The sequence below is a fragment of the Lawsonibacter sp. LCP25S3_E2 genome, from assembly GCF_052117285.1.
In the GTDB taxonomy this organism is placed as follows: domain Bacteria; phylum Bacillota; class Clostridia; order Oscillospirales; family Oscillospiraceae; genus Lawsonibacter.
Window position 1 is genome coordinate 130,919 of record NZ_JBQKJL010000008.1, and the last position, 26,752, is coordinate 157,670.

Annotated in this window: 20 protein-coding genes and 2 tRNA genes; 15 read left to right on the forward strand and 7 right to left on the reverse strand. The window is 59.1% G+C overall.

Annotated features, from left to right (window positions below; translation table 11 throughout):
* Nucleotides 1-150 precede the first annotated feature (150 nt).
* Complete coding sequence (locus ACTQ3R_RS09230) at nucleotides 151-1,983, forward strand: LTA synthase family protein (protein WP_441778839.1); 1,833 nt, start codon at nucleotides 151-153, stop codon at nucleotides 1,981-1,983.
* Between the two features lie 169 nt (nucleotides 1,984-2,152).
* On the forward strand, nucleotides 2,153-2,920 hold the full coding sequence (locus tag ACTQ3R_RS09235; protein WP_441778840.1) for a helix-turn-helix domain-containing protein: 768 nt from the start codon (nucleotides 2,153-2,155) through the stop codon (nucleotides 2,918-2,920).
* 38 nt (nucleotides 2,921-2,958) lie between these two features.
* Here the strand turns inward: ACTQ3R_RS09235 and ACTQ3R_RS09240 are convergent, their stop codons facing one another.
* From ACTQ3R_RS09240 to ylxM, 6 genes are all read right to left on the reverse strand, one after another.
* Nucleotides 2,959-4,134, reverse strand: coding sequence for an AI-2E family transporter (locus tag ACTQ3R_RS09240; RefSeq protein WP_441778841.1), 1,176 nt, complete (start codon nucleotides 4,132-4,134; stop codon nucleotides 2,959-2,961).
* Complete coding sequence (gene rimM / locus ACTQ3R_RS09245; protein WP_441778842.1) at nucleotides 4,134-4,631, reverse strand: ribosome maturation factor RimM; 498 nt, start codon at nucleotides 4,629-4,631, stop codon at nucleotides 4,134-4,136. The genes ACTQ3R_RS09240 and rimM overlap by 1 nt, the downstream gene beginning before the upstream one ends.
* Nucleotides 4,632-4,688: 57 nt before the next feature.
* Nucleotides 4,689-4,919 carry a KH domain-containing protein gene (locus tag ACTQ3R_RS09250; RefSeq protein ID WP_441778843.1) on the reverse strand — a complete coding sequence of 77 codons (231 nt, stop codon included), beginning with the start codon at nucleotides 4,917-4,919 and terminating at the stop codon, nucleotides 4,689-4,691.
* 20 nt (nucleotides 4,920-4,939) lie between these two features.
* Nucleotides 4,940-5,179, reverse strand: coding sequence for a 30S ribosomal protein S16 (gene rpsP, locus ACTQ3R_RS09255; protein WP_441778844.1), 240 nt, complete (start codon nucleotides 5,177-5,179; stop codon nucleotides 4,940-4,942).
* Nucleotides 5,180-5,247: 68 nt separating this feature from the next.
* Nucleotides 5,248-6,627, reverse strand: a complete 1,380-nt coding sequence (ffh, locus tag ACTQ3R_RS09260; RefSeq protein WP_441778845.1) for a signal recognition particle protein — start codon at nucleotides 6,625-6,627, stop codon at nucleotides 5,248-5,250.
* Between the two features lie 3 nt (nucleotides 6,628-6,630).
* Complete coding sequence (ylxM, locus tag ACTQ3R_RS09265; RefSeq protein ID WP_441778846.1) at nucleotides 6,631-6,996, reverse strand: YlxM family DNA-binding protein; 366 nt, start codon at nucleotides 6,994-6,996, stop codon at nucleotides 6,631-6,633.
* Nucleotides 6,997-7,223: 227 nt separating this feature from the next.
* Between ylxM and ACTQ3R_RS09270 the strand changes: the two genes are divergently transcribed.
* From ACTQ3R_RS09270 to ACTQ3R_RS09295, 6 genes are all read left to right on the forward strand, one after another.
* Nucleotides 7,224-14,381 carry a GH36-type glycosyl hydrolase domain-containing protein gene (locus tag ACTQ3R_RS09270; RefSeq protein WP_441778847.1) on the forward strand — a complete coding sequence of 2,386 codons (7,158 nt, stop codon included), beginning with the start codon at nucleotides 7,224-7,226 and terminating at the stop codon, nucleotides 14,379-14,381.
* Between the two features lie 98 nt (nucleotides 14,382-14,479).
* Complete coding sequence (gene yfmF / locus ACTQ3R_RS09275) at nucleotides 14,480-15,763, forward strand: EF-P 5-aminopentanol modification-associated protein YfmF (protein ID WP_441778848.1); 1,284 nt, start codon at nucleotides 14,480-14,482, stop codon at nucleotides 15,761-15,763.
* Nucleotides 15,764-15,766: 3 nt separating this feature from the next.
* Nucleotides 15,767-17,041, forward strand: coding sequence for an EF-P 5-aminopentanol modification-associated protein YfmH (yfmH, locus tag ACTQ3R_RS09280; RefSeq protein WP_441778849.1), 1,275 nt, complete (start codon nucleotides 15,767-15,769; stop codon nucleotides 17,039-17,041).
* A gap of 5 nt (nucleotides 17,042-17,046) precedes the next feature.
* A complete protein-coding gene (lgt, locus tag ACTQ3R_RS09285) occupies nucleotides 17,047-18,138 on the forward strand; it encodes a prolipoprotein diacylglyceryl transferase (RefSeq protein WP_441778850.1) in 1,092 nt (363 codons plus the stop codon).
* 2 nt (nucleotides 18,139-18,140) lie between these two features.
* On the forward strand, nucleotides 18,141-18,986 hold the full coding sequence (locus tag ACTQ3R_RS09290; protein ID WP_441778851.1) for a bifunctional 5,10-methylenetetrahydrofolate dehydrogenase/5,10-methenyltetrahydrofolate cyclohydrolase: 846 nt from the start codon (nucleotides 18,141-18,143) through the stop codon (nucleotides 18,984-18,986).
* 53 nt (nucleotides 18,987-19,039) lie between these two features.
* Nucleotides 19,040-19,450, forward strand: coding sequence for a hypothetical protein (locus tag ACTQ3R_RS09295; RefSeq protein ID WP_441778852.1), 411 nt, complete (start codon nucleotides 19,040-19,042; stop codon nucleotides 19,448-19,450).
* A 22-nt stretch (nucleotides 19,451-19,472) separates the two neighbouring features.
* Here the strand turns inward: ACTQ3R_RS09295 and ACTQ3R_RS09300 are convergent, their stop codons facing one another.
* Nucleotides 19,473-20,804, reverse strand: a complete 1,332-nt coding sequence (locus ACTQ3R_RS09300) for a CCA tRNA nucleotidyltransferase (protein ID WP_441778853.1) — start codon at nucleotides 20,802-20,804, stop codon at nucleotides 19,473-19,475.
* A 184-nt stretch (nucleotides 20,805-20,988) separates the two neighbouring features.
* Between ACTQ3R_RS09300 and leuS the strand changes: the two genes are divergently transcribed.
* The 7 genes from leuS to ACTQ3R_RS09335 all read left to right on the forward strand — a co-directional run bounded on the left by leuS (nucleotide 20,989) and on the right by ACTQ3R_RS09335 (nucleotide 26,611).
* Nucleotides 20,989-23,418, forward strand: coding sequence for a leucine--tRNA ligase (gene leuS / locus ACTQ3R_RS09305; RefSeq protein WP_441778854.1), 2,430 nt, complete (start codon nucleotides 20,989-20,991; stop codon nucleotides 23,416-23,418).
* 130 nt (nucleotides 23,419-23,548) lie between these two features.
* A complete protein-coding gene (gene rpsU, locus ACTQ3R_RS09310; protein ID WP_023348912.1) occupies nucleotides 23,549-23,731 on the forward strand; it encodes a 30S ribosomal protein S21 in 183 nt (60 codons plus the stop codon).
* Between the two features lie 128 nt (nucleotides 23,732-23,859).
* Nucleotides 23,860-23,946 (forward strand) — tRNA-Ser (locus ACTQ3R_RS09315).
* Between the two features lie 47 nt (nucleotides 23,947-23,993).
* A tRNA-Ser gene (locus ACTQ3R_RS09320) sits at nucleotides 23,994-24,085 on the forward strand.
* A 395-nt stretch (nucleotides 24,086-24,480) separates the two neighbouring features.
* Nucleotides 24,481-25,158, forward strand: a complete 678-nt coding sequence (locus ACTQ3R_RS09325; protein ID WP_441778855.1) for a hypothetical protein — start codon at nucleotides 24,481-24,483, stop codon at nucleotides 25,156-25,158.
* A gap of 60 nt (nucleotides 25,159-25,218) precedes the next feature.
* On the forward strand, nucleotides 25,219-25,449 hold the full coding sequence (locus ACTQ3R_RS09330) for a hypothetical protein (protein WP_325285027.1): 231 nt from the start codon (nucleotides 25,219-25,221) through the stop codon (nucleotides 25,447-25,449).
* On the forward strand, nucleotides 25,427-26,611 hold the full coding sequence (locus tag ACTQ3R_RS09335; protein ID WP_441778856.1) for an antirestriction protein ArdA: 1,185 nt from the start codon (nucleotides 25,427-25,429) through the stop codon (nucleotides 26,609-26,611). Before ACTQ3R_RS09330 ends, ACTQ3R_RS09335 begins: the two co-directional genes overlap by 23 nt.
* The last annotated feature ends 141 nt before the right edge of the window (nucleotides 26,612-26,752 follow it).

A 26,752-nucleotide genomic window follows, 5' to 3' on the forward strand; every position in this document is an offset into this window, starting at 1 on the left:
TGAATATTTTTGCGCAGGGAACCAAGCCGTTTTTTTTCCGTCTATAAAGATAAATATTTTATGAAGATTGCCCCCGAGCCCTTGCAAATTTTTGGGAAAGGGGTATTCTTAATGGGTGCGGCTCTGGCCGCTGACATATGGAGGATTGAAATGAAAGCGCTGCTCTATGGAGATACCTTCCCACGGCTTGTGCGGGATATGAAAACATTTCCCGGAAAGTGGGCCTCCCGGCTGGTGTTCCTGCTGGGGCCCTGGGCCTGCCTGTGGATGGTGGAAATTTTAAACGAGAATGATGTGTTTGAGGACTTGGCCGCCTGGCAGGTGCTCATGAACTTGGTGTGGTACTATAGCCTCTTTGTGGCCTTGCGTCTGCTGCTGGGCCGGAACCGGCGCTCCGCTGCCCTGGGTACCGTGTTGGCCTTCCTCTTTGGACTGGTCAATCACTATGTGCTCCGCTTCCGGGGGCGGATTTTGTTCCCGGCGGACATTACCGGCTGGCGTACTGCTGCCAATGTGGCCGAGGGCTTTGACTACTCTTTGGATGAACACATGATCCAGGCCGGTGTCCTGCTGGTGGCCTATCTCTTCCTGGTTTTTGTCTGTGTGCCCCAGAAGAAGCGTGCCAAGATCAAGCTTCCTGCCGCCCTGGTTCTTTGGGCGGTGATTTTGGGATATGGTTACGCCTTTTTCTGTACGGGGATGCTTCCGGCTTTGGGGATTTTTACCCAGCAATGGGTCACCCAGCGAAATGGCTTTCTTCTGAACTTTACCATTGCCCTGCGCTACTCCTCTGTGGACGAGCCGGAGGATTACTCGGAAGAAGCAGTGCTGGAGCTGATGAAGGAATATCCCGGCCTGGAAGGGGATCCATCCAAACAGCCTACCAATCTGATCGTCATCATGAACGAGTCCTTTGGAGATTTCTCCATCTTTGACAGCTTTGAAGCCTCCAAAGACCCCACTCCTTTCCTCCATTCCCTGGAGGAGAACACCGTCAAGGGGTGGATGTATTCTTCGGTCACCGGAGGGGGCACGGCTACCATTGAGTTTGAGTACCTGACAGGCTTCACCAGTCTCTTCCAGCCTCCTCACACCGTGGCTTACCAGCTCTATGTGGAGGAGGGCATGCCCTCCCTGGCTGCTTTGGCGGGGAATGTGGGGTACGATACCACCGCCTTCCACCCCTATAAGGCCTCCGGGTGGAACCGGGTGCTGGCCTATGAGTATCTGGACTTTGACAAGCAGATGTACGAGGAGGATGTAGTAGACCCCTATTTTATCCGCCACTATATTTCTGACAAGTCTGATTATGAGATGATCTACCGCTCCACCGAAGGGGAGGATACGACCTTCTTCTTCAACGTGACTATGCAGAATCACAGCGGCTATGCCCAGGGTTGGAACAATCTGGAGCGGACCATTGAGCTTTCTGACGATCTGAACAATGCCGACCGCAGTGCCCAGCAGTTCTTCTGCCTGATGGAGGAGAGCGACAAGGCTCTGGAGGAGCTCATTACTTATTACAGCCAGTGCGACGAGCCCACCATGATCGTCTTTTTTGGAGATCATCAGCCCCCGCTTACCAACGCCTTTTATGAGCAGCTTTATGGGAAGAAGTTCTCCCAGCGCACCACGCAGGAGGTCATGCAGCAATATGCGGTCCCCTTCTTTATTTGGGCCAACTACGACATTGAGGAGCAGCAGGATGTGATCATCAGCCCCAATTATCTGGGAGTACTGACCGCCCAGGTGGCCGGGCTGCCCATGACCGGATTTATGAATTTCCTCTCTCAGATGTACGAGGACCTGCCCGCCATTACTCCTGTGGGATTTGTCACAGCGGATGGGGAATTCCTGGCAGAGGAGGAGCTGGATGAGGAGGCGCAGGAGTGGCTTCGCCAGTATGAGATTTTGAACTATTGCGGTATGGTGGACCTCTTTGACGAGGCCCGGCCCATGTTCTGTACCCAGGAGAGCGAATAACCGCCGCCGCCCCAAAACGGGGCGGCGCTTATTTTTTCTCAAAAACGGGATCATTCAGCCGATGCAACCGGCTGTTGTCAAATTGTATACTGGTTTTGGTTGCGGTGGAGGGGAAAGTTTGCTATGCTGTGAGGCGTCCTGGGACAGACCAGCACAGGAGGAATGAAACATGAATTTTGAGACGCGGCTCTATGAGCTTCGGAAAAAGGCGGGGCTCAGCCAGGAGGAACTGGCCAACCTGGTGGGGGTAAGCCGCCAGGCGGTGCAGAAGTGGGAGGCGGGGACCAGCCGTCCGGATCTGGACAATTTGACTGCCCTGGCCCGATATTTTAATGTGACATTGGACTGGCTCATCACCGGACGGGAGGCGGAGATGCCTCAGACGGGGCCGGTGGTGGTGGAGAACCACTACCACTACGAAGGGTGGCGTTATGAATATAAGAGCAAACGGACGCTCTGTGGTCTGCCTCTGGTACACATCAACCTGTCCCAGAGAGGTTTGACCTGGGCCAGGGGAATCATTGCCATCGGGAATGTGGCCACCGGGGTGGTGGCCATTGGCTGCTTTGCCGCTGGATTGTTTTCTTTGGGAGCCATCTGCCTGGGCCTTTTGGCACTGGCCGGTATGGCCATGGGAGTTTTTGCCTTGGGCGGCATCAGCCTGGGATTCATCGCCGTGGGAGGATGTGCCCTGGGCTATCTGGCCATAGGGGGCTCGGCCGTGGGAACATACGCAGCAGGAGGTGCGGCGGTGGCTTCCCAGGTGGCGGTAGGGGCTTCGGCGTCGGGAGAGCTGCTTGCGGTGGGCCGGGAGGCAGCCGGGGCAGTGACGATGGGGCTGGAGGCCTCCAGAGAGGCGGTAGCACAGGCCATGATCCAGGCAGGAGTCCCGGAGTGGGTGCGGGGAATTTTGCTCTTCTGTTTTGGTAAATCATAAGAAAACGCGTGTGGAAAGAACTTCCACACGCGTTTTTGTTATTCCTCTGGGGGAGTTTCCTCGGGTATCTCCGGGGTGGGAGAGATGGGCTGGGGCGTGTTTCGCCGGATGACATCGGAGCGCAGCATCTGATAGAGGGTAGCGGTGAGGGGGACAGCCAGGAGCATGCCGCCGATGCCCAGCACGCCGCCGCCCACGGTGACAGCAGCCAACACCCAAATTCCAGGCAGACCGATGGAGGAGCCCACTACCTTGGGGTAGATGAGGTTGCCCTCCAGCTGCTGGAGTATTCCGATAAAAATCAGAAACAGCAGGGCCTGGAGCGGAGAGGAGGTGAAGATCATAAAAGCGCCCACACCTGCGCCGATATAGGCCCCGGCCACGGGAATGAGGGCGGTAAAGCCTACCAGGGTCCCCACCATGGAGGCATAGGGGAAGCGGAAGAGCATCATGCCGCCCATGCACAGCAGTCCCAGAATGACCGCCTCGGTGCACTGTCCCACCACGAAGTTGTGGAAGCAGGTGTTTAAGGTATCTAGAAAATAGATGAGGCGGCTGTACCAGGTGGGCTTCAGATAGGTTTTCAGCACCCGTGCACAGTTGCTCTGAAGTTTTTCCTTCCCGAAAAGCAGATAGATGGAAAAAATGGTGCTCACGATAGCAGTAAAGGCGGCGGATACGGTGGTCGAGGCCAGGGACATGACCGAGCCCATCACACCCCCCAGACCGGAAATGAGCCAGTTGACTGCAGTGGTCAGAATCTCTCTCCAATCGATGGAGCCATCGGCCAGGACAAGGCCGGAGAAGGCGGCCAGCTGATTCATATCCAGATTTTCGTTGATTTTCAGGCTCAGATCCTCCAACAGGGGGATTGCCTCCCGGATCAGCAGACTGACTGAGTTGGCCAGCTCGGGGAGGATCATGCGCACGATAAGCACGACGATGGCAATCAAACTGGCATAGGCCAGTACCAGACATACCGGCCGACGGCTTTTTACGATGGCCTGGTTTTGGCTTGCGGGGAAGTACCACCGCTCATACATGCTCATGAGGATGTTGACCGCATAGGCCACCACTGCTCCCAGCACCAGCGGGAAGGCGGCCCCCAGGGCAAGCAGCAGCAGGGAGGAGAGCTTTCCCCAGTAATGGACCGCCAAATACAGGAGAAAGAGAACGACGCCAAAGCGCACAGGACCCTTCCACTCGTACTTCATCACAGACCCTCCATCATGTTGACCCGGATGTAGCCCTGCTCAATGTTGGTCTCCGCGATAAATTGGGGAACGGCGGGGATCATCAGCTCCCGCTCGCCTCCCTTGACCACATAGACGTTGTTGGCGGGGAGGGTGAGCACATCCGCAATCTTGCCCAGCACCGCTCCGTTCTGGGCATCCCGGACCTCCAGTCCATAGATGTCGGCCAGGAAAAAGCTTCCCTCGGGGAGGTTGGCATCGGCACGGTCAATGTACAAAATGGCGTTTCGCATGGCCAGGGCGCTGGGGACGTCGGTGACGCCCCGGAATTTGAGGATGACCATGTTCTTGTGGACGCGGGCGCGCTCCACCTCGATGGGCCAGTGGGTCTTGTCCACATAGAGGGTTTTAAACTTGCAAAGAAACTCCGGGCTGTCAGCCCAGGGCTGGACCCGGACCTCTCCCATGAGACCGTGGACGTTGGTAACCTTGCCCACCTCTAAATATTGCTGAAGCATGATATAGACCTCCCTTTGATAGAGCAAAGGCGCAGGGAAACCCCTGCGCCTTTGTTGTTAATCGACGATTTCTACGCTGACATGTTTTCCGGAGCGCTGGGCAGCGGAACGCATGAGAATACGGATCTCCTTGGCGATGCGGCCCTGGCGGCCAATCACCTTGCCCATATCCTCCGGGGCAACCCGGAGTTCCAGCACAGTCTCGCCGTCGCCCTCGACCTCAGCGACAGACACCTGCTCGGGGTGTTCCACCAGGTTCTGGGCAACATAGGTCAGAAGCTCTTTCATTGTGTGCAAAACCTCCAGCCTTACAGGGCACCGGCCTTTTTCAGCAGGTCACGGACGGTCTCAGTGGGCTGAGCGCCGGTCTTGATCCAAGCCTGGGCGCGGTCCACGTCCACCTTCAGCTCAGCGGGGTTCTCCACGGGGTTGTAATAGCCGATCTCCTCGATGAAGCGGCCGTCACGGGGATAGCGGGAGTCAGCCACCACGATGCGGTAGAAGGGAGCCTTCTTGGCGCCCATGCGGCGCAGTCTGATTTTAACCATTTATATTCACCTCCAAAGAATTGTTTCTGTATATGGAAAGCGTGTGCCACGCTTTGCCAACGAAAGAGTTAGAAGGGCAGGCCGGGCATTCCGCCGCCTATGCCGGGGAAGCCGCCTTTTTTGCCCATCATCTTGCGCATGTTCCGGGGGAGCTTGCCGCCGGAGAACTGCTTTGTCATGGCCTGCAGCATGTCAAACTGCTTAAGCAGGCGGTTGACATCCACCACCTGGGTGCCCGAGCCGGCGGCAATGCGCTTTTTCCGGCTGGAATTGAGCACGCTGGGGTTTTCCCGCTCGTAGGGGGTCATGGAGGTGATGATGGCCTCCATGCGCTGGAGCAGCTTTTCGTCCATGGTGGCCCCCTCCAAATCGGAGGCCTTGACTCCGGGGAGCATCCCGGCAATATCGCTGAGCGAACCCATGTTTTTCAACTGGGTCATCTGCTCGTAAAAATCAGTGAGGGTAAATTTGTTTTTCCGCAGCTTTTCCTGAAGCTCCAAAGCCTTTTTCTGGTCAAAGGACTGCTCGGCCTTTTCGATGAGGGAGAGCACATCGCCCATACCCAGAATCCGGCTGGCCATGCGGTCGGGGTGGAAGACCTCGATCTGGTCCAGCTTCTCGCCCATGCCCACAAATTTGATGGGCTTGCCGGTAACGGCCCGGATGGAGAGGGCTGCGCCGCCGCGGGCGTCGCCGTCCAGCTTAGTGAGTACGACACCGTCGATGTCCAGGGCATCGTCAAAGGCCTTGGCGGCGTTCACCGCGTCCTGACCGATCATGGCGTCCACTACCAGCAGTATTTCGGTGGGTTCCACAGCGGATTTAATATTGCGAAGCTCGTCCATGAGCTGCTCATCCACATGAAGCCGGCCGGCGGTGTCCAAAAACACCATATCATTGCCGTGCTTGGTGGCGTGCTCAATGGCGGCTTTGGCGATGTCCACGGGGTTTGTCTGTCCCATCTGGAACACGGGGATCCCCAGCTGCTCGCCCACCACCTCCAACTGCTTGATGGCGGCGGGACGGTAGATGTCACAGGCGACCAGGAGGGGGCGCTTGTTGTCCTTGCGCTTCATAAGCCCGGCCAGCTTGGCGGCGTTGGTGGTTTTACCAGCACCCTGGAGACCTACCATCATCACCACCGTGGGTGGCTTGGAGGCGATGGTCAGCTTGGTGCTGGCTCCGCCCATCAGCTCGGTGAGCTCCTGGTTGACGATCTTGACGATCTGCTGGGCGGGGGACAGGGCCTCCAGTACGTCGGAGCCCACCGCCTTTTCGGTGACCTGAGCGACAAACTGTTTGACCACCTTGTAGCTGACGTCGGCCTCCAGCAGGGCCAGGCGGATTTCCCGCATGGCCTCCTTTACATCGGCCTCAGACAGGCGGCCCTTGCCCCGGAGCTTTTTAAAAGCGGCGGAGAGCTTTTCGGAAAGTCCTTCAAATGCCATGGATTATTCCTCCAAAAGCTTCTGGGCGGTGTCCTGAATCTGGAGAGCCAGTCCCTCCAGCTCACTGTGGTCCATCTGGGCGGCCAGCTCACGGATGCGCTGAGCGTCCTGGGCAATCTGCTCCAGTTGGCCGTGCATGGTGTGAAAGCGCTTAATGAGCCCCGTCTTGTCCTCCAGCTCTGTGAGGACAGCCTCTGCCCGGACGATGACGTCCCGGACGCCCTGACGGGTGATGCCGTAGTTTTCGGCGATCTCCCCCAGGGAGAGGTCCTCGTTGTAGTAGAGGTCATAGAACTCCTTCTGGCGCTCGGTGAGCACATCGCCGTAAAAATCATACAGCATGGCCATGCGGTAAGCCTGACTTTTCATCCCAGCGGACCTCCTTAAAGCAAAATAAAAGCCTCAAAAAAGTGGTTTGCCCACATTTTTGAGCAGTAAATGTAAAGCTTATAAACTTTACATTTGGAAGTCTACCACATTTTGCTCTGTTTGTCAAGTAAAATTACTTGCGGGCGCTTACTGTCTTTTTTGGTATATTCCCCCAGGGGCGGGGAAAACTGGAGGGAAAGGCTGCAATTTTAAGAGGAGGGATCTCTATGTCTCCAGCCCGCGTCCCCATGGACGATGCCCATCTGGTTCAATATGCGGTCAATACCGCAAAAGCGGTACGCCCTGCGGGGATACGTTCTGCCCGTGTGCTGGCAAGGGAGGTAAAAGAGAATCTGGCCCGCTGTGCACGCGTTCAGGAGAAGCTCAGTGCCCGAAATGGCGAAGAGGAGCTGTCCGGTGGGGCACGGTGGCTTTTGGATAACTATTATCTGGCGGCACGGGAGGGAGAACAGGCCCGGCGCTGTTTCCAGCAGGGTGGAACGCTGCGAGGCACTCAGTCGGGAAACAGCGTTCTGCAAGTGTGCGCTCGGGGGGCGCTGTGGGCAGTGCCCGATTTGGAAGCGCAGCGGCTCAGGTGTTATTTGGAGGGATTTCAGTCAGTGTGCCCCCTGATGGAGCGGGAACTGTCCCTGTTGGTGTCCGTACTGGCGGGGACACTGCTGGAGCGGCTGGGAGGACTGTGTGCAAGCCTGGAGCAGTTGGACGAGCGGGCTGGAGAGGAGGAAATGGCCCAGATCTTCCAAGCCCTGCGGGCACTGTCAGAGATTGACTGGGGTACCCTGCTGGAGGAAACCAGCCAGGTGGAGCGTCTGCTTTCCCAGGACCCTTCCGGCTGCTACCCGCGGATGGATGAGGAGAGCCGCAGAAGATGCCGGCAGCGGTTGTGCCAGTTGGCCAAACAATATGGCTTGGAAGAGAAAGCGGCAGCCCAAAGGGTATTGGAGCTGGCCCAAAAGGGCCGGGGGGTGCAAGGCCATGTGAGCTGGTACCTTTACCGCCAGCCTCTGGGGAAACCGCATCGTCTGCCGTCCGGGGTATGGTATGCCGGGGGGATTATCCTGCTGACCCTGGTGGGCGCGGCAGGGCTGGGATGGCTGTGGGGTGCTCCGCTGGCGGCCCTGCTGCTGGTGCTGCCTTTGTCGGATATTGTAAAAAATGTGGGGGATTTTCTCCTGTCCCATTTTGTTCCGCCCCGGCCTGTGCTGCGCCTTGAACTGGAGGAGGGGATCCCGCCGGAGGGGTGCACCTTGTGCGTGGTATCCGCCCTGCTTACCGGACCGGACAGCGGGGCGGAGCTGGCCGGCCGGCTGGAACTGGGTTATCTGTGTAACCGGGACAGCGGACAAGAACTGGCTTTTGGGATTCTGGCCGACCTGCCCGACTGTGCTTCCCCCATGGATGAGGAGAGAAGCGCCTGGGTGGACCGTGCCAGAAAGGCGGTGGAGGAGCTGAACCGGAAATATGAGGGCGGATTTTACCTCTTGTTCCGGGAACCCACGTTCAGTGCCCAGGATGAGCGGTATATGGGCTGGGAGCGCAAACGGGGGGCGCTGGTGGAACTGGTGCGCCTCATTCGGGGACGTTCTTCCGGCCTTCGTGTAGAGGTGGGGGAGAAAGCGTGGCTTTCGGGGGTAAAGCTGATCCTCACGCTGGATTCAGATACCTGCCTCACAGTGGGCTCTGCCCGCGCATTGGCGGGAGCTATGCTTCATCCACTGAACCGGCCGGTGGTGGATGAGAAACGGAAAATCGTGGTTTCAGGCTATGGGTTGTTCCAGCCCAGAGTGGGAGTGGAGCTGGAGGCGGCCAACCGCTCGCTGTTTTCCCGTGTGTTTGGAGGCCTTGGAGGCGTGGACCCCTATGGCTGGGCGGCCAGTGACGTATACCACGATCTTTTTGACCAGGGCAGCTATACCGGCAAGGGTATTTTTGATGTGGAGGCATTTGATACCTGCCTGGAGGGCCGCTTTCCACAGGGGCAGATTCTCTCCCACGATCTGCTGGAGGGCAGTTACTTGAGGGCGGGGCTGCTGGGAGAAGTGGAGCTTACAGACGGCTGTCCCTATCAGGTGCGCAGCTACTTTGCCCGCCTCCACCGGTGGATTCGGGGGGACTGGCAGCTTCTGCCCTGGCTGGGGCGGCGGGTGCCGGTGGAGAATGGAGTATGGGAAGAAAATCCCCTGCCCATCCTGGCCCGGTGGAAAATTGCGGACAATCTGCGCCGCTCCCTCTCTCCGATTGTGACCTTCCTGGCCTTAATGCTGGGATTGTGTGTATCAGGACGGGTGTTTGCCCTGGCAGGGACGGTGGCGGTGCTGTCTGCCGCTTCCAACCTGCTGCTGTCCGGGGCAGAGGCCGCTGCCCGGCCCTGGGGACGGCGCAGGCGCTATCATTCCACCGTCATCTCCGGGGTGGCGGGGGTGATCCTACAGACGGCGATTCAACTTCTGTTTCTGCCTTACCAGGCCTGGATCTCTGCCTGGGCCATCTGCTGTGCCCTGTGGCGGATGAAGGTTTCCCACAAAAATCTCCTGGCCTGGGTGACGGCGGCTCAGGCGGAGCAGCGGGGGAACTATCTGGGGCACTATATCCGCTCCTTTTGGTTTTCGCTTGCCATGGGGGCGGCGGTGCTGGTGCTGGCCCCTCTGCGTGTCGGGAAGCTGGTGGGTCTTGTGTGGCTGCTGGCCCCGCTGCTGGCCTATATGATCAGTCGGCCCGCCAAAAAGAACCGGCCCTTGTCTCCGTCCGACCGGGCGTTCCTCCTGCACCAGGCAGCCCTCATCTGGCGGTATTTTGCCCATTTCCTCCGTGCGCAGGATCACTACCTGCCCCCGGATAACTATCAGGAACAGCCCGGACCTGTGCTGGCCCGGCGCACCTCCCCCACCAACATCGGTTTGGGTATGCTGTCGGTGATGGGGGCGGCGGACCTGGGATTTATCCCGCGGCAGAGGAGCGCGGAACTGCTGGGCCACATGCTGGATACGGTGGAAAGGCTGGAAAAATGGCAGGGACACCTCTATAACTGGTACAACACCCAGACCCTCGCGCCCCTCAATCCCCGGTATGTGTCCACTGTGGACAGCGGAAATCTGCGGGGCTGCCTCATTGCCTTGAGAGAGGGCCTTAGGTCCTGGGGGGAGGAGGCGCTGGCTCACCGGGCGGAAGTGTTGGAGAAGGCGATGGATTGTTCCCCCCTCTACGACCGGCGGCGCAGACTGTTTTCCATCGGTTACGAGGTGGAGCAGGGCAAAATGACGGCGGGACACTATGACCTGATGGCCAGCGAGGCCAGACAGACCAGCTTTATCGCTCTGGCCCGGGGAGAAGTTCCCCTGCGGCATTGGCGCTGCCTGGGGCGGATGCTTCTGGGGGACAATGACTATAGCGGTATGGCTTCCTGGACGGGGACCATGTTTGAATATTTCATGCCTCAGCTGCTTTTGCCCTGCGAGCCCAATTCCTTTCTCTATGAGACCCTCTCCTTTTGCGTATATGCCCAGAAGCGGCGGGGAAGCCGAACGAAAACGCCCTGGGGCATCTCTGAGTCTGGCTTTTACGCCTTTGATCCAGGGATGAATTACCAATATAAAGCCCATGGAGTTCAGGCCCTGGGCCTTAAGTGGGGCCTTGATTCCGAATTAGTGATCTCCCCCTATTCCTCCTTCCTGGCCCTTCTTCTGGCCCCGCACAGTGCGCTGAGGAATTTAAGACGGCTGCGGGATATGGGGTTGGAGGGTCGATTTGGCCTTTATGAAGCGGTGGACTACACCCCCTCCCGCCTGTCTGGAGATGGGAACTATGAGGTGGTGCGTTCCTATATGTCCCACCACCTGGGTATGAGCCTTTTGGCCATTGTCAATGCGCTGGAGGGGAACCTTATGCAGCGGCGTTTTCTGGCCGACCGGGACATGGCTGCTTACCGTACGCTGCTTCAGGAACGGGTCCCGGTGGGGGCGCCCATCCTCCGCCAGCGGGAGCGGCAGCTCCCGGAAGAGCCGAGACTGGGGGAACGCTTTGGATTGGAGCGAAAGGGAACCTGTTATGCCCTGCGCTCGCCCGCCTGCCACCTGGTGAGCAACGGCAGCTATCATGTGTTCTGCCAGGACAACGGGCTCACATCGTCCCGGCTGGGGGAGCGGCAGGTCCTGCTGGCCCGGCCGGGGGAATATTATGCCCCTGTGGGGGTGGCTGCCTTTTTCCGAAGGGAGGAAGGCCTGCTGTCCCTGACTCCGGCTCCGCTCTATCAAAAGGGAGATTACGGCTGGTATTTCCATGCTGCCGGTGCAAGCTGGGAGAGGGAAGAGGACGGGCTTTTGGCCCGGATGAAGCTTTCGGTTCCGCGGCGGGAAAACGGGGAACTGCGGCGGTTGGAGCTGAGCTGGAGGGGCAGCGGACGGCTGGAAGGAGAACTGCTGGTCTACCTGGAGCCGGTGCTGTGCCCCATGGGAGATTTTCTGGCCCACCCCGCCTTTTCCCGGCTGTTTTTGGAGAGTGAACTGACGCAGCATGGGGCCGTCTTCCGCCGCCGTCCCAGAGGCACGGAGGGCGAGGTGTGGCTGGCCGCCCTATGGGAAGGAAACGGTGGAACAGCCTGCCTGGACCGGGCACTCTGCCTGGGGCGGGGAGGGCTGCGGGCTCTGCCCGGACAATCCGGTCCCATTCCCCAGGGAGGAACGGGCACCGACCCCTGCCTTATGGTCCGCTTTCCCGTTTCTTTGGAGCCTGGAGAGAAGGGGGGAGCGTGTCTGGCATTGGGCGTGGGAGACAGCCGGGAGAGTGCTGTGGATACCGCAAGGCGAGTGCTGCAAAGCAGAAACGGTGAGCGGGGGTCTCTGGCTGCGCTGGCGCTCCGTCTGCACCTCAATGAGGGGCAGACCATGGAGTCTTTCCGCCTTCTGGAGCGGCTGGCGGCGGAACAGAAGAAAAAACGCCCTCCCAGGGAGCAGGTTCTGTGGCCCTATGGAATTTCAGGAGATTTTCCCGTTGCCGCGGGGATTTTGGCCGGGGAAGAGGATGTGGAGCGGGCGGGGCTTTGGTGCCGCTGGCACCAGCTGCTCAGCCGTTCCGGTTTCCCCTTTGACCTGGTGCTGCTGACGGAGGAGGGAGGCGACTACCGCCGCCCCCGCCGCGCTGCTGTGGCCCGCATTCTAAAGGAACTGGGGGCAGAGAGCGCCCTGGGAGCCAGGGGCGGGATCCATCTGGTGGACCGTTTGGCCCAGGAGGGCGTGCTGGCCTGGGCGGGGGCGGTGCTGCCCCTGGAGCGAGAGGAAAAACGCGGGGAGCACATGGTGCCGCCCCCGCCTGTATGCTTGAAATCCAGCCCCGCTCCCTGGAGCATGGAGGAGGATGGGAGCTTGGTCATCCGCACGGGCCAGCGCCTGCCTCCCGTGGGCTGGAGCCAAATTTTGTGCAATCCAAACTTTGGCTGGCTGACGGACGAGACGGGGGAGGGATTGCTCTGGGCGGGGGGCAACTCCCGTGAGGGAAAACTCACCCCCTGGGACAATGATCCCCTGACGGTGGGAGGCCGGGAACGGATCACCCTGACGGTGGACGGGGCGGAATATTCCGTCTTTGCCGATGGAGACCGCTGCCCATGTACGGTCATATACCGTCCGGGCCTTGCCCGGTGGGAGAAGAACGTGAATGGGGCAGAGCTGGTCACGGAGGGCTTTGTGCCCCCGGAAGAGAATTGCCGTTATTTGACCTTCACCCTTACCCGCGGACGGGGGATTCTCTCCTGCCGCCTGGGAGAGCGGACCCCTCTCATTCACACCATAGGAGAGGGAGAGAAGATCACCCTTCTCACCCGGCCGGGGGAAGGGGAGCCGGTGTATAAGTTTGTACGGGAGGATTTTGACCAGACGAAGGAGAAAACCATGGACTGGTGGGCGAAGAAGGTGTCGAGCATTACCTTCTCTACCCCGGATAAGGCCCTTGACCGCTATCTGGGCGGCTGGTGTCTCTATCAGGTGATTGCCTGCCGCCTTATGGGGCGGACTTCCCGGTATCAAAACGGCGGGGCGTTCGGTTTCCGGGACCAGCTTCAGGATGTGCTTTCTCTGCTGTACACCTGGCCGGAGCGGACGCGGGAACAGCTTCTGCTGGCCGCTTCCCGGCAGTTTGAGGAGGGGGACGTGCAGCACTGGTGGCACCCGCCCCAGGGAGCGGGGGTACGCACCCGGATCTCCGATGATTTGCTGTGGCTTCCCTATGTACTGTCCCGGTACTGTACCGTCACCGGAGACTGGGATGTGCTGGGGGAGACGGTCCCCTACCTTACCTCCCCGGTGCTGGCTCCTGGGGAACTGGAGCGGTATGAGCTCCCGCAGGTGAGCGAAAAAACGGACTGTCTCTACCGCCACGCCCTCTCGGCCATCCGCTGTGCCCTGGAACGGGGGGTGGGAGACCACGGACTTGCCAAAATGGGCACCGGGGACTGGAACGACGGAATGAACCGGGTAGGAGAGCGGGGAGATGGAGAATCGGTGTGGCTGAGCTGGTTTTTGGCCCTGGTGCTCCAGTCCTTTGTTCCCCTGTGCCGCCGCATGGGAGAGGACGAGGAGGGAGAAGCGCTGCTGGCCTGGGCGGACCGGCTGGTGGAGGCTGCCCAGAATGCCTGGGATGGGGGCTGGTACCGCCGGGGCTACTTTGACGATGGTACGCCCCTGGGCTCGGCCGGGAGTGACCAGTGCCAAATCGACTCCATTGCCCAGTCCTTTGCCGCCTTTCCCCAGGGAAGCGACCGGGAGCAAGCACACCAGGCCATCTCTGCCGCCCTGGAGCGGCTCTTTGACCGGGAACGGGGAGTGGTACGGCTCTTTGCCCCTGCGTTTGACATGGGAGGCAGTCAGGACCCAGGGTATATCAAGAGCTACCCCGCCGGTGTGCGGGAAAACGGAGGGCAGTATACCCATGGAGCCCTTTGGCTGGCCATTGCCTGCCTGCGGCTGGGACGGCCGGAGGAGGGCTGGGCGATATGGAAGGCTCTTCTGCCCCAGCACCACCCCACCCAGATCTACCGGGGAGAGCCCAATGTTCTCTCTGCCGATGTGTCCTACGCCCCTGGCCTGGAGGGCAGGGCGGGGTGGACCTGGTACACCGGGGCCGCCGGATGGTACTGGCAGGGTACTGTGGAGGAATTGCTGGGCCTGCGGGTGAAAGAGGGGCGGCTCACGCTGCGGCCAAACCTGCCCGAGAGCTGGCCGGGCTTTACAGCGGTTTGGCGCCTGCCAAAGGGAGAGCTCACCATCACAGTCAAGCGCACCGGCACCGCCTCCTCCCGCCTGGACGGACGGGAGGAGCGCTGGGTGGAACTGGAAGCTTTGGAGGGAAACCATGAACTTTCCGTAACCGTTTAGGCAAAATATTGCTTTCCCAGGCCAATCGTGATATGATAGCCCCAACCGTTTGGAGGAAGGATTTTCCCTTTCTCCCGAGCAAAGAAAGGAACAAGATTATGTCACAAGTGACAAGACGGGAGCTCTTTCCCGGCGTGTGGCTGCGGGCGGTCCACACGGATAAATTCAAAAGCGCCTACCTGTCCCTGACCCTGCTGTGCCCTCTGGACCGGGACACCGCCGGTCCGAATGCACTGATTCCGGCCCTTCTCCGCCGGGGCAGCGCCGTTCATCCGGACATGGAGTCTCTGTCCGCCGCCCTGGATGAGCTTTACGGCGGAGCCATTGAGCCTGTGGTGCGCAAAAAGGGCGAGACCCAGTGTGTGGGCTTTGTGGCCAGCTTCCTGGACGATGCCTACACCCTGAAAGGGGAGAAAATCCTGGAGAGCGCCGCTGCCCTTCTGGGGGAGATTTTGCTCAACCCCTATACCCAGGACGGCTGCTTCTGCCCCGACTACACCGCCGGAGAGAAGCAGAACCTCATTGACCGCATCCGTTCCCAGATCAACGACAAGCGCACCTATGCCACCCAGCGCCTGGTTCAGGAGATGTGCCGGTATGAGGCCTTCGGTGTGGACAAGCTGGGCAGTGAGGAGAGCGTGGCCGCCGCCACCCCCCAGAGCCTGTGGCAGCGGTATCAGCAGCTCTTAAAGAAGTCGGCGGTAGAGGTTTATTACTCCGGAAGCGCTGACCCCGACCGGGTGGAGGCCGCCCTGCACTCTGCTCTGGCCCCTCTGGCCCAGGGCGGGGCACGGACGGCTCCCGACTGTGACGTGCGGCTGACGGCCGGACCTGAGCCCCGCATGGTCACCCAGGAGATGGATGTGACCCAGGGCAAGCTGGCCCTGGGATTCCGCACCGGGGGACAGACCTGCTGGGAGGAGAGCTACCCCGCCCTCACCATGTTCAATGCCATCTTCGGCGGTACCACCCTGTCCAAGCTCTTTTTGAACGTGCGGGAGAAGCTGTCTCTCTGCTACTATGCCAGCTCCATGTTGGAAAAGCAGAAGGGGCTTGTCCTGGTGTCCTCGGGCATTGAGTTTGATAAAATTGAGACGGCCAAAGCTGAGATTTTAGCCCAGTTGGAGGCCATCCGCCGGGGAGAGATCGAAGATTGGGAGCTGGAGGGGGCGCGGCGCACCCTGATCAGCGGTCACCTGTCTACCCTGGATGACCAGGGCCGGCAGGAGGAGTTCTGGCTGGGCCAGGCGGCCGCGGGGCTGGACACCACCATTGAGGAGCTGTGCGCCCAGTTTGAGACGGTAACCGCCCAGCAGGTGGCCGAGGCGGCCCAGAAGCTGGAGCTGGACACCATTTATTTCCTGAAAGGCAAGGAGGGCTGAGGGATGGAAAAACTGGAATTTTCCCAAGTAGGGGAGCAGATGTATCGGGAGAAGCTTCCCAACGGCCTTCATGTTTTTGTATTTCCCAAGCCGGAGTTTCAAAAGGGCTACGCCTTCTTTGCCACCAATTACGGCGGGATGGATATGCGTTTCTGCCTGGATGGGGAGTGGCATGACACCCCGGCCGGAGTAGCGCACTTTCTGGAGCACAAGATGTTTGACACCAAGGACGGAAACGCTCTCCAGGACCTGGCCGCCAACGGGGCCAGCCCCAACGCCTTTACCTCCAGTGCCATCACGGGCTATTATTTCGAGTCCACGGAGAAGTTTGAGGAAAATCTGCGCATCCTCCTCTCCTTTGTCTCGGTACCCTGGTTTACCCAGGAGAGTGTAGACAAGGAGCAGGGGATCATCGGCCAGGAGATCGGCATGATCGAGGATGACCCGGAGTGGAAGGTATTTATGAACCTGATGGCCGCCCTCTACCAGAACCACCCCATCCGGGTGAGCGTAGCGGGGAGCGTGGAGTCCATTTCCCACATCACATCCGACACCCTCTACGCCTGCCATAAGGCCTTTTATGACCCGGCCAACATGGTGCTGTGCGTGGCGGGGCCGGTGGACCCGCAGCATATCTGCCAGGTGGCAAAGGAGATTCTGCCCCAAGAGGCCGGCCCCATCGCTGCCAAGGACTATGGTCCCCAGGAGCCTGCCCGCGTGGCCAAGGCCCTCATGGAGGAGCGCATGGAGGTATCTACTCCTATCTTCCAACTGGGCTATAAGGGGGATGCTCTGCCTCAGGGAGAGGAGCGTCTGCGCCGTCAAATGGTGGGAGAACTTGCCTTAGAGGTGCTGCTGGGTTCCTCCAGCCCCTTGTATGCCAAGCTCTACCGTCAGGGACTCATCAACCGCAATTTCTCCTATGGCTGCGAGAGCTATCCCGGCTGCTTCTTCCTGTGTGCCGGAGGCGAGTCCAAGGACCCGGAGGCGGTGCGGGAGGCCGTGGCCCAGGAGGCCGGGCGCATTGGCCGGGACGGTGTGGACGGCAAGCTCTGGGAGCGGGTGAAGAAGGGCGTGTACGGCAACAAGGTCCGGGGGCTCAATTCTTTTGAGAGCCTGTGTGTAGGACAGGCCCAGGCCTTCTTTGCCGGCTATGACTACCTGGACTTTGCCGGCCTGTTTGCTTCCATCACCAAGGCAGAGGCCGAAGAACTCATTTCGGAATGGGTCACCGGGGAGCGTACCGCTTTGTCGGTGGTGCGGCCCAAGGAGGGATAAGACCCATGGGATTTTTGCAAAACCTCATTGCCCTGCCAGGGGCGGAGACGGTACAGTCCGTCTCCTTCCCCGGCCTGGGGCTGGAATTTGAACTGAACCGGGTAGCCATCATCATTCTGGGGCGGCCCATCTATTGGTACGGCATCATCATCGTCAGCGGCCTCATTTTGGCGGTGATCCTCTGCTCCCGGTGGGGCAAGCGGTACGGCATTTCAGAGGACAACATCCTGGACATGATGCTCTTCGCCGTTCCCGCTGCTCTGGTGGCCATTCGGGCCTATTATGTGATTTTTAATCTGAGTATTTTCCAAAATGCCGACGGCTCCCTCAACTGGGGAAAAATACTCAATTATGGAGACGGAGGCCTGGCTATTTACGGGGCCATCATCTCCTCGGTCATTGTGCTTCTGATTTTCTGTAAGGTAAAGAAGCTCAGCTTCCTGGCCTTTGCCGATCTTGGAGTCCAGGGACTGTTTATCGGGCAGCTCATTGGCCGGTGGGGCAACTTTATGAACGTGGAGGCCTTTGGTTCTGCCACAGCCCTGCCCTGGAGAATGTGCGGACCCACCATTGCGGACTACATGGCACGAAACGGTTATGTGGATGAAGCAGGATACGAGGCCATTCTCAGCGGAACTTTGGGTGTTCACCCCACGTTCTTTTATGAGTCGGCGTGGAACCTGGCGGGCCTTGTAATGACCTATTTTATGGGGAAAAAGCGCCGGTTTGATGGCCAGTGTTTCCTCTTTTATGTATTTTGGTACGGTCTGGGGCGGGCCTGGATCGAGGGGCTGCGTACCGACAGCCTCTACCTCTATGTAGGCAGCACCATCCGGGTGTCCCAGCTGCTGGCCGGCCTGTCTGCCCTGGCGGCAGGCGTGGTGCTGCTGTGGGCAATGAGAAAGACCCGGAACGCGCCGATGGAGCTGTTTGTGGACCGGCTGGCCGCCCAAAGTGCCCAGGCGCAGACCGCTGAGTGTACGCAGGCAGAAGGTTCGGCTCCGTCTGAAGCGGAACAAGAAGCCCCTGCTTCTGCTGTGCCCGCTGATGAGGAAAAACAGGAGGATCCCGGAGAGACCGAGAAAAGGGAGGAATGACCATGTCCGCGGTTTTGATGGACGGCAAGGGACTGTCCGCCCGGATCAAGGAGCAGGTCCGTGCCCAAGTGGAAAAAATGTCCCGTCGCCCCGGCCTTGCCATGGTGCTGGTGGGAGAGGACCCTGCCGCCCAGGTTTATGAGGCGGGCAAGCGTAAGGACTGTAAGCAATGCGGCATCTATTACGAGACCTACCGCCTTCCTGGGGATGTGAACCAGGAGGAGCTGGTGGAGGTGGTGCAGCTGCTCAACCAGCGGGAGGATATCGACGGTATCCTGATCCAGTTCCCTCTGCCCGAGCATTTGGATGACCGGGCGGTACAGCTGGCCATCCGGCCGGATAAGGACGTGGACTGTGTCAATCCTTCCAACGTGGGGGACCTCATTCTGGGGGTGGATTCCTTCCGGCCCTGTACCCCGGCAGGGGTCATGCGCCTGCTGAAGGAATATGATATCGATCCGACCGGCAAGCGGTGTACGGTGGTGGGCCGGTCCAACATTGTGGGCAAGCCCCAGGCCATGCTCATGCTTCTCAGCGATGCCACGGTCACCGTCTGCCACACCAAAACGGCCAATTTAAAGGAGGAGTGCCTGCGGGCAGACATCCTCATTACTGCTGCGGGAAAAACCGGCCTTATCACCGGAGACATGGTGAAGGAAGGGGCTGTGGTGGTGGATATCGCCATCAACCGGGATGACCAGGGGAAGCTGTGCGGGGACGCGGTCTTTGACCAGGTGGCTCCAAAGGCCTCTTACCTTACCCCGGTTCCCGGAGGTGTAGGTCCTGTTACACGGGCCATTCTGATGGAAAATACCCTCTGTGCTGCCCGGCGGCATGGAAAAGGCTGAGAAATTTTTTACGAGAAAAATGCGGCAGATCAAGACGCCGAAGGGAGGGCGCCATGCGCGCAAAAATGCGGGAGAGGACCCTGAAAGTTGCCCAGGCCATGGAGATCGTCATGGCTGTGATCATTTTGGCGGCTATTGTCATCCGGGCTGTGCTGCTGGTCGTTGGGCTGGCCCAGGAATTGGGAGAGGCTCCCATGTCCTTCTCCATTGATGATTTTCTGGAGAAAGTACTGCTTATTATTATGGGCATCGAGTTTGTCAAGATGCTCATGCTCCATACATACGGGGCGGTCATTGATGTGCTCCTGTTCGCCATGGCCCGGCAGATGATCGTTACCCACAACGGTCCGGAGGGAACACTGCTGAGTGTGCTGTCCGTGGCGCTCATCTTTGCCATCAAAAAGTATCTCTATACTGGGGAGAGCTGGGGACAAAAAAAGACAGACCCACCCGCCTCTAAATAAGTATAAGAACGGAGCCTGGAACTCAATCCAGGCTCCGCTTTTTTTCGTTTAATTGTGTCAGGAGCACTGTCCTATCGTTGGGCAGCTCTCCCTGGGCCACCTGGTCCAGCAGAAACCGGAGGGCTTTGCCGATTTCCGGCCCCTGCAGTCCCGCCTTTTGCGCGTCGTGACCGTTGACGGCCAGGTCCTTCATGGTAAAACAGGCTTGTTCTGCAATCATGGTTTGGGCCAGCTGCTCTGCCTGGTCACGGATCTGTTCCCGCTCTCCTCCGGGCAGGGCACAAGCCAGACCGTCCGCCCGCTTCAAGGCCATCAGGTCAAAGAAAACCGTCTCCCCCAGCCGGCTGAGCCACCGGCCCACCCACCGCCGGGTGGGCTCTACGGGCAGATCGTGGCGGGCGATGAGGGTGAGGGTGCGCTCCAGCGTGGCCTTGTCCAGACGCAGCCGGCCCAGAGCCTTCTCGGAGAGCATGGCGCTGATTTTGGGATGGCCATAGAAGTGGCCGATTCCCTCCTCGTCCAGAGTAAACGCGGGGGGCTTGCCTACATCGTGGAGGAGTGCGGCCAGACGCAGAGCGGGGTCAGGGGGGACGTTGGCCAGGGTTTTGACGCTGTGGGTGTATACGTCGTAGCAATGGTGGGGGTTTCGCTGGTCAAAGCCCACCGTGGGTCCCAGCTCCGGCAGGATCTGAACGGCTGCCTCGGGGAATTCCAGCAGTACCCTTGGGGCAGCTGGAGAGCATAACAGGCGAAGAAATTCCCCAGTGATCCGTTCCCAGGCCACATAGCGAAGCTCGGGGACGTGCCGGCGGAGGGCAACGGCGGTTTGCTCCTCCAGAGAGAAGTCCAGCTGAGCAGCCAGACGAAGTCCTCGGAGGGGCCGCAGGGCATCTTCCGAAAAGCGCCGGTCCGGCTCGCCTACGCAGCGGATCAGCCGCTTTTCCAGGTCGGTCCGGCCTTCAAACAGGTCAATGGGGCCCTCTTGTCCCCAGGCCATGGCGTTGATGGTAAAGTCCCGCCGGGCCAGGTCCAGGGACAGGTCGTCGGTGAAGGTCACCTTGTCCGGGCGGCGGTGGTCTGTGTAATCCCCTTCTTTTCGAAAGGTGGTCACCTCCAGGGGCAGGCCGTCGGAGAGAACGGTGACGGTGCCGTGCTTGAGCCCGGTTTCCACACAGCGCAGGTCGGCGCAGACTGCCAGCACCTGCTGGGGCAGAGCGGCGGTTGCAATATCGTAGTCGTGGAGGGGGATGGACAACAGGCTGTCCCGCACACAGCCTCCCACCAGCACCGTGCGGAATCCGGCTTCGTTCAGACGCTCTACCACAGCCAGTGCTCTGGGGTCAAACTCCGGCATATCCTCACCTCCTTTTTCCCTTTTATCCTACCAGACCGGGGAAATGAATGCAAGGAAAAGGGGCAAAATGTCCGCCCTTTTTCCCTGCGGCCCTTGCAATCGGGACAGGATTCTTGTATAATATTCCGGAATCGTTTTATCTTAAACCCTTTGGGGCCAACTATACAGGAAAGTGTGATTCAAATTGAAGTACGATTTCACCGCCATTGAGAAAAAGTGGCAGACCCGCTGGAAGGACGAAAAGACCTTCGCCTGCCAGACCGGTGACACCTCCAAGCCCAAGTTTTACGGCCTGGTGGAGTTCCCCTATCCTTCGGGCAACGGCCTGCACGTGGGCCACGCCCGGCCTTATACCGCCATGGATGTGGTGGCCCGGAAGAAGCGTATGGACGGCTATAACGTCCTGTTCCCCATCGGCTTTGACGCCTTCGGCCTGCCTACGGAGAACTACGCCATTAAAAACCATATTCACCCTGCCAAGGTGACGAAGGACAACATTGCCAACTTCACCAAGCAGCTGCATATGCTGGGTTACTCCTTCGATTGGGACCGTGTAGTGGACACTACCGACCCCAGCTACTATAAGTGGACCCAGTGGATTTTCCTCCAGCTCTACAAGCACGGCCTGGCCTACAAGACCACCATGCCCGTGAACTGGTGTACCTCCTGCAAGTGCGTACTGGCCAACGAGGAGGTTGTGGAGGGTGTGTGTGAGCGCTGCGGCGCCCCCGTCATCCGCAAGGAGAAGAGCCAGTGGATGCTGAAGATCACCGCCTATGCCCAGCGGCTCATTGACGATCTGGACGGCCTGGACTTCATCGAGCGGGTGAAGATCCAGCAGCGCAACTGGATCGGCCGTTCCACCGGCGCCGAGGTCACCTTCAAGGCCACCACCGGCGAGGACATCGTGGTCTTCACCACCCGTCCCGACACCTTGTTCGGCGCCACCTATATGGTGCTGTCTCCTGAGCATGAGCTGGTGAAGAACTGGCTGGAGAGCGGCAAGCTGAAAAATGCCGACGAGGTCGTGGCTTACCAGAAGGAGGCAGCCTCCAAGTCCGACCTGGAGCGTACCGAGCTCAACAAGGAAAAGACCGGCGTGTGCCTGGACGGCGTGAAGGGTGTGAACCCGGTCAACGGCAAGGAGATCCCCATCTTTATTTCCGACTACGTCCTGGCCACCTACGGCACCGGCGCCATCATGGCTGTGCCCGCCCACGATGACCGCGACTGGGAATTTGCCAAGAAGTTCGGCTGTGAGATCATCGAGGTGGTCTCCGGCGGCGAGGACGTGCAGAAGGCCGCCTTTACCGCCAAGGACGAGACCGGTATTATGGTCAATTCCGACTTCCTCAACGGCCTGACCGTGAAGGACGCCATCCCTGTCATTACCAAGTGGCTGGAGGAGAAGAGCATTGGCGAGGCCAAGGTCAACTACAAGCTGCGCGACTGGGTGTTCTCCCGCCAGCGCTACTGGGGCGAGCCCATCCCCATGATTTGGTGTGACAAGTGCGGCTGGCAGCCTGTGCCCGAGGATCAGCTGCCTCTGCTGCTGCCCGAGGTGGAGAGCTATGAGCCCACCGACGACGGCGAGAGCCCCATCTCCAAGATGACCGACTGGGTGAACACCACCTGCCCCTGCTGTGGCGGTCCCGCCAAGCGGGAGACCGACACCATGCCCCAGTGGGCCGGCTCCAGCTGGTATTTCCTGCGGTATATGGACCCCCACAACGACAAGGCCCTGGCCTCCAAGGAGGCCCTGGAGTACTGGAGCCCCGTGGATTGGTACAACGGCGGCATGGAGCACACCACCCTGCACCTGCTGTATAGCCGCTTCTGGCACAAGTTCCTCTATGACATCGGTGTGGTGCCCACCAAGGAGCCCTATCAAAAGCGCACCTCCCACGGCATGATCCTGGGCGAGGGCGGCGAGAAGATGTCCAAGAGCCGCGGCAATGTGGTCAACCCCAACGACATCATCGACCAGTACGGTGCAGATACCATGCGCACCTATATCATGTTCATTGGTGACTTTGAGAAAGCCGCCGCCTGGTCCGCCAACGCCGTGAAGGGCTGTAAGCGCTTCCTGGACCGCGTGTGGAACCTGGCCACCGAGCAGGAGCACGTGGGGGAGGAGTATTCTCCCGCCAACGAGCTGGCCGTCCACAAGGCCATCAAGAAGGTGTCTGAGGACATCGAGGCCATGAAGTTCAATACCGCCATTGCTGCCCTGATGGCTCTGGTGAATGATTTCTACGCCAACGGCGCCAGCCGTGGGGACATGAAGGCCCTGCTGCTCATGCTCTCTCCCTTTGCCCCCCATATGTGCGAGGAGCTGTGGGAGATGGCTGGCTACGGCGGGCAGGTGTGCCTGCAGTCCTGGCCTGAGTATGACGAGAGCAAGACGGTCACCGCTACCGTTCAGATGGCTGTTCAGGTAGGCGGCAAGGTAAAGGCCAACATCGTGGTTCCCGCCGAAGCCTCTGATGAGGAGATCGTGGCTGCCGCTCTGGCTGAGCCGAAGGTAGAGAAGTTGGCCCAGGGCATGACTTTGGTCAAGTCCATTGTGGTCAAGGGGAAATTGGTCAGCCTGATTTTCAAGCCCCAGGCCTAATTTACACCACGTTCATAAATCTCCCCTTGACACCGGGGCGGAAAACGAATATAATACCACTGTTAAAGCCATAAAAATGGCCCTTACGCGAGCCGGGATCATCCCGCCGCGCCGGAGGGAGGGAAATATAATGTCGGAAGTCCGTGTAAGAGAAAACGAATCTCTGGAGAGCGCCCTGAAGCGCTTCAAGCGCAGCTGCGCCAAGTCCGGAGTGCTGGCCGAGGTCCGCAAGCGTGAGCACTACGAGAGTCCCAGTGTGAAGCGCCGCAAGAAGTCCGAGGCTGCCCGCAAGAACCGTAAGAAGTTCTACTAAGAAGCAAAACCGCCGCGGCGTAACCCCGCCGCGGCGGTTTCATCTATCAAAAGAAAATTTGCCGTTTCCCTTGACAAATGCGCTTTGTGGTGGTAAGATGACAAGCGTCTCTGATTTGGAGAAGAGTCGGAGAGATGTCCGAGTGGTTTAAGGAGCTGGTCTTGAAAACCAGTGACTCGCAAGAGCCGTGGGTTCGAATCCCACTCTCTCCGCCACTTTTTCTCTCAACAACTGAATCGTCCATCCGTAGACTTACAGCCATGCAGAAGTACCCAAGTGGCTATAAGGGGCTCCCCTGCTAAGGGAGTAGGCGGGTAACACCGTGCGGGGGTTCGAATCCCCCCTTCTGCGCCATAAAGAGTTACCGGTATAGATGCGTCTGGCGCAAAGCCAGGCGCATCAACCGTTTCCGGGCTTTTTTGAGCCCGGATTTCTTCTTTTGAACCATAGATTTTTATAGCGCTTTCGGAGCGACTGACGTGATTCGAACTGGGGCATATCCGAATCGCGGCGGCTTTTCGCCCCCGGCGCCCTTTTTGAATGGGCACCTTTCTCGAAAAAAACATCAATCTCGCGAAAAAAAGATCACAAATATTTTGGCATCGTTTTGTTGGCTTTGACCAGCCAAAAAAGCGGCGCCCTTTTTCATTTCCCGATGTCAAAAAGGGCGTCTCTGCCCAATCCATCACCCGGCCGGAGCATTTCAGGATGCTCCGGCTTATTTTTTTGCTTACGAGGAGAACTTCACAATGAACGATCAGAACGAACCCGCACAGCTCCGTTTCCTTGAAGAAACCGCCAATCGCTTGCGGCAGAACGGTTTCACGGTGGAGCCAATCGAGGATCACCATCTGCCCGTCTGCTGGGAAAAAGGGCGTCTCTGCCGCGTTTCCGGCAAGGGCAGCGTCTTGTACCGGCAGGAGCGTGTCGATGCCATCGGCGCGCAGGACGCTTTGCAGGCGGTGATCGACACCGTCAAAATGACTTCGGAATACATGGCGATTCTGGAAAACGCGCCGCGGCTCAAGGTCAGCGGACTGCACGGCGACTACCGCGTCCTCGCTGACTTCGGTGACGCAATGCTGGCGGGCCACCCCACCGAGCGGGGCGTCCAATTCGTGACTTGGGATTGGGACTTCGACCGAGAGGGCGTCCATCACGGACATTATTTCCAAGAGGATTACGACGCTGCCAAGCGGGACTTCACTGTGCGCGGCGGGCTTATTCAAAAAGACGGCCTTTTTGAACCGGAGCAGCTTGAGGAGATCTACCGCGCGCTGGCGTTCGTCCGTGAACAGGACGAAACCCTTTCGTTTGGACGGGATCGGGAGCTGGCGGAACTGATGGAACAGGTCGGCAGATCACTGCCGGAAGCCGCTCTGCGGCAGCGGGACACTCTGGAGCGGGGCACCATGACAATGAAATAAGTAACCACGCAGGCCGAGCAATTCTGCTCGGCTTTTTTATTTAACGAGGAGGAAAAGACGATGGAAATTTACGGCACGATTCAATTCAAGTTCATTCTTCCGCACTTCCCCGGCTTTCAGCAGGAGCCGCTGTCAGCGCCTGTTTGCAGCCGTTCGCCGGAATGTGACGGCTGCCCCTACCCCCGCCACGGCTTTCTCTGCTGGGGCGCGGACGGCACCTGCCTGCGGACACGGATGAACAAAATCAACGGATCGGAGGAAAAAAATAATGTTTCAAGCAATTTTGAGTAATCCCAGCCACCCGGAATACGGCGTGGCGACCATCCCGTTCCCCATCTCTCACCATCAGTACGCGCACTGCATGGAGTTGCTGGAGGCGTTGGAGATCGGCGACGCGCTCAAGGCGGACAGTCAGATGCAGGAAATCAACAGCTTTTACTCTGTGCTCAAGCGCACGGAAATGCTCACGGTCAATATGGAGGAACTGAACTACCTCGCCAAACGGCTGGAAAGCTTCGATACCGGTGAGGCCGCGCAGTTTCAGGCGATGGCCCACAAGCTGGAGCTGTTCGAGCTGAAGGATCTCATCAACCTGACCTTTTGCTGCCAGCAGGCCACGGTCATCACCGACTTTTCCGACCTCGCCGCTGTTGGCCGTGACCACTACATGAACCTGCACGGCGGCAGCGCAAGCGTGGATGAGCTGAACGCACTGGACGGCAAGGAAATCGCACGGCAGCTCATCGAAAACGGCGGTGGCACGATCACCCCCTACGGCGTGGTCTACGACAACGGCATGAAGCTGGAGCAGTTTTACCAAGGCAGAGAATTCCCGTGCTATTATTACGAGCCGAATCCGCTCACCATTGCGCTGACATCCAAAACCGAGCCGGAGGACACCAAGCATATCACATGGCTGCACCTCCCCATGATTCAGGAAGAGATCGACCGCGCCCTCCTTCGCGGGGGCATCACAGATCCCGCCGATGTCCACCTGCGGTTGGAGGACAGCCAGCTCCCCAACGAGGTGGATGTCCTGTTGGATATGAAGTACGAAACCCTCTCCGACCTCAATGAACTGGCAGAGGCGACGGATGGATTGTCAAGAGCGGATATGGAAAAGCTGGGCGCGGTGGTCATGCTGGCAGAGCCAAAGTCCGCGGCACAGATCAAAAACCTTGCGGAACACCTCGACCTCTTTGACTTCGCCCCCGGTGCGCATACACCGGAGGAGTACGGCAAATACATGATCCGGCAGTCCGGCCACTTCGAGTATGACGAAAATCTCGACGCTTTTTATGACTATGAAAAATACGGCACGGAGCGCATGAACGAGGAGGACGGGATGTTCACCGACCGGGGCTATGTTGCATACAAGGGCTTTTTTCGCATGGAAGAAGTGATGAACGGCAGCCAGAGCAGCCACATGGAGATGGGAGGGCTTTCGCGATGATCATTCGAGCAGAACTGAAGTGTAAACAGGCCGGGTGTGAGGCAGAACCCTGTGCCGTGGCTACATGGACTTTGAGAAATACGGTCAGGACTGCATGGAAAACGACTGTGTGACGCAAACGGAGTTCGCCCTGCTGCGGCG

Coding starts and splice junctions, on each gene's coding strand:
- ACTQ3R_RS09330 (WP_325285027.1), top strand. CDS start 25,219: ATGGAAATTTACGGCACGATTCAATTCAAGTTCATTCTTCCGCACTTC.
- ACTQ3R_RS09250 (WP_441778843.1), bottom strand. CDS start 4,919: ATGAAAGAGCTTCTGACCTATGTTGCCCAGAACCTGGTGGAACACCCC.
- ACTQ3R_RS09270 (WP_441778847.1), top strand. CDS start 7,224: ATGTCTCCAGCCCGCGTCCCCATGGACGATGCCCATCTGGTTCAATAT.
- rpsU (WP_023348912.1), top strand. CDS start 23,549: ATGTCGGAAGTCCGTGTAAGAGAAAACGAATCTCTGGAGAGCGCCCTG.
- ACTQ3R_RS09230 (WP_441778839.1), top strand. CDS start 151: ATGAAAGCGCTGCTCTATGGAGATACCTTCCCACGGCTTGTGCGGGAT.
- ACTQ3R_RS09240 (WP_441778841.1), bottom strand. CDS start 4,134: ATGAAGTACGAGTGGAAGGGTCCTGTGCGCTTTGGCGTCGTTCTCTTT.
- rimM (WP_441778842.1), bottom strand. CDS start 4,631: ATGCTTCAGCAATATTTAGAGGTGGGCAAGGTTACCAACGTCCACGGT.
- ACTQ3R_RS09335 (WP_441778856.1), top strand. CDS start 25,427: ATGTTTCAAGCAATTTTGAGTAATCCCAGCCACCCGGAATACGGCGTG.
- ylxM (WP_441778846.1), bottom strand. CDS start 6,996: ATGAAAAGTCAGGCTTACCGCATGGCCATGCTGTATGATTTTTACGGC.
- yfmH (WP_441778849.1), top strand. CDS start 15,767: ATGGAAAAACTGGAATTTTCCCAAGTAGGGGAGCAGATGTATCGGGAG.
- rpsP (WP_441778844.1), bottom strand. CDS start 5,179: ATGGTTAAAATCAGACTGCGCCGCATGGGCGCCAAGAAGGCTCCCTTC.
- ACTQ3R_RS09300 (WP_441778853.1), bottom strand. CDS start 20,804: ATGCCGGAGTTTGACCCCAGAGCACTGGCTGTGGTAGAGCGTCTGAAC.
- yfmF (WP_441778848.1), top strand. CDS start 14,480: ATGTCACAAGTGACAAGACGGGAGCTCTTTCCCGGCGTGTGGCTGCGG.
- lgt (WP_441778850.1), top strand. CDS start 17,047: ATGGGATTTTTGCAAAACCTCATTGCCCTGCCAGGGGCGGAGACGGTA.
- ACTQ3R_RS09325 (WP_441778855.1), top strand. CDS start 24,481: ATGAACGATCAGAACGAACCCGCACAGCTCCGTTTCCTTGAAGAAACC.
- ACTQ3R_RS09290 (WP_441778851.1), top strand. CDS start 18,141: ATGTCCGCGGTTTTGATGGACGGCAAGGGACTGTCCGCCCGGATCAAG.
- ACTQ3R_RS09295 (WP_441778852.1), top strand. CDS start 19,040: ATGCGCGCAAAAATGCGGGAGAGGACCCTGAAAGTTGCCCAGGCCATG.
- ACTQ3R_RS09235 (WP_441778840.1), top strand. CDS start 2,153: ATGAATTTTGAGACGCGGCTCTATGAGCTTCGGAAAAAGGCGGGGCTC.
- ffh (WP_441778845.1), bottom strand. CDS start 6,627: ATGGCATTTGAAGGACTTTCCGAAAAGCTCTCCGCCGCTTTTAAAAAG.